Annotated in this window: 3 protein-coding genes and 1 pseudogene; all 4 read left to right on the plus strand. The window is 70.3% G+C overall.

Annotated elements, in window-relative coordinates:
- A pseudogene (locus G3N62_RS36225) lies at positions 1–131 on the plus strand (outer membrane protein assembly factor BamE); the annotation flags it as partial.
- Between the two features lie 62 nt (positions 132–193).
- Entirely contained in the window at positions 194–991 is a 798-nt protein-coding gene (gene dapB / locus G3N62_RS35205) for a 4-hydroxy-tetrahydrodipicolinate reductase (RefSeq protein ID WP_049031358.1), read from the plus strand.
- A gap of 17 nt (positions 992–1008) precedes the next feature.
- A complete protein-coding gene (locus G3N62_RS35210) occupies positions 1009–1677 on the plus strand; it encodes a MotA/TolQ/ExbB proton channel family protein (RefSeq protein WP_206141533.1) in 669 nt (222 codons plus the stop codon).
- Between the two features lie 24 nt (positions 1678–1701).
- Positions 1702–1977, plus strand: a 276-nt coding sequence (locus G3N62_RS35215) for a biopolymer transporter ExbD (protein WP_175029125.1), incomplete at its 3' end; no start/stop codon positions are given.

Consider the following 1977-nt stretch of genomic DNA (forward strand, 5'->3'; position numbering starts at 1 on the left):
TGGCGATCCAGCCGCAGTTCCAGTTCCACCGCCCGCCGCAGCCGAACGTGTCGAACGAGGCGTCGCCGCCCGTCGGTCCGCAAGGTTCGGACAACCTGCAGAACCAGCCGCTCACCGCGCCGGCGCAGTAAGCGCGGTTGCGGAACCAGGGCGGCTCGCGCCGCCCGCCTTTAGACCTGTCGTGTAGAAAGCCATGAAGATTGCGATTGCCGGCGCATCGGGCCGAATGGGCCGGATGCTGATCGAAGCCGTTCTCAACGATGCCGACGCGCAGCTCGTCGGCGCGCTCGACCGCGCCGATTCGCCGTTCCTCGGCCAGGACGCCGGTGCGTTCCTCGGCAAGGAAACCGGGATCAAGCTGACCGACGACCTCGACGCCGTGTTCGCGCAGGCCGATTACCTGATCGATTTCACGCGCCCGGAAGGCACGATGGCCCACATCGCGGCCGCGCTGCGCCACGACGTGAAGCTCGTGATCGGCACGACCGGCTTCACCGCCGAGCAGAAGGCCGAGCTGCAGGCCGCGGCGGCCAGGATCGGCATCGTGTTCGCGGCGAACATGAGCGTCGGCGTGAACGTCACGCTGAAGCTGCTCGAATTCGCGGCGAAGCATTTCTCGCACGGCTACGACATCGAGATCATCGAGGCGCACCACCGCCACAAGGTCGATGCGCCGTCGGGCACCGCGCTGATGATGGGCGAGGCCGTCGCCGGCGCGCTCGGCCGCTCGCTCGACGAGTGCGCGGTGTACGGCCGCCACGGCGTGACGGGCGAGCGCGACCCGTCGTCGATCGGCTTCGCGGCCGTGCGCGGCGGCGACATCGTCGGCGATCACACCGTGCTGTTCGCCGGGATCGGCGAGCGCATCGAGATCACGCACAAATCGTCGAGCCGCGTGTCGTACGCGCAGGGCGCGTTGCGCGCGGTCCGCTTCCTGTCGGCGCGCGGCGCCGGCCTGTTCGACATGCAGGACGTGCTCGGCCTGCGCTGACCCACGGGGAAACTCCGATGGCGATACCCACCGGCGTTGTCCACTACCTCGAAAGCGGCGATGCGATCACGCATGCGGTCGCCTATGTGCTGCTGGCGATGTCCGTCGCCAGCTGGTGCTTCCTTTTCATGAAAGCCTGGCTCCTGGTCCGCGCGAAGCGCCAGGGGCCGCGCGCGCTCGCCGCGTTCTGGCGCGCGCCGTCGCTCGACGCGGGCATTGCCGCGCTCGCCGGCGGGGATCGCGAGCGCGTGTTCGTGCCGCTCGCCGAAGCCGCGCGCGACGCGGCCGACGACCATGACCCGGCCACGCTGGCCGCGCGCGTGGAGCGCGGCGAACGCGTGCTGCGCGCGCTGCGCCACGCGATGCTGCGCTCGCAGCGGCGTCTCGAATTCGGCCAGGTGCTGCTCGCGTCGATCGGCAGCACCGCGCCGTTCGTCGGGCTGCTGGGCACCGTGTGGGGCATCTACCACGCGCTCGGCAGCATCGCCGCGAGCGGGCAGGCGCAGATCGAGAACGTCGCGGGGCCGGTCGGCGAGGCGCTGATCATGACCGCGTTCGGGCTCGTCGTCGCGATTCCCGCGGTGCTGGCCTACAACATCCTCGGGCGGCTCGTCCGGCAGCTCGCCGAGGAACTCGACGGTTTCGCGCGCGACCTGCACGTGTTCGTGTGCGCGGCGGGCGCCTGACCGACGGGCGCGGGAGGAACGACCATGGCATTCGGCGGGCTCGAGCACCACAAGACGTCCGCGCCGATGGCGGAGATCAACATGACGCCGCTGATCGACGTGATGCTCGTGCTGCTCGTCATCTTCATCATCACCGCGCCGCTGATGACGCACGCGATCCGGCTCGACCTGCCGAAGGTCGCGGCCAGCGTCGCGCGCGACACGCCGTTATCCGTCACCTTGTCGATCGACGACGCCGGCAAGCTGTACTGGGACGACGCGCCCGTCGCGCTCGACGCGCTGCCCGCGCGCTTCCGGGCC

This window comes from Burkholderia sp. Tr-20355, assembly GCF_017104685.1.
Taxonomy (GTDB): domain Bacteria; phylum Pseudomonadota; class Gammaproteobacteria; order Burkholderiales; family Burkholderiaceae; genus Burkholderia; species Burkholderia seminalis.

Bases quoted from the DNA above. Each gene is read 5' to 3' on its own strand.
- G3N62_RS35210 (WP_206141533.1), top strand. From the start codon at position 1,009: ATGGCGATACCCACCGGCGTTGTCCACTACCTCGAAAGCGGCGATGCG.
- dapB (WP_049031358.1), top strand. From the start codon at position 194: ATGAAGATTGCGATTGCCGGCGCATCGGGCCGAATGGGCCGGATGCTG.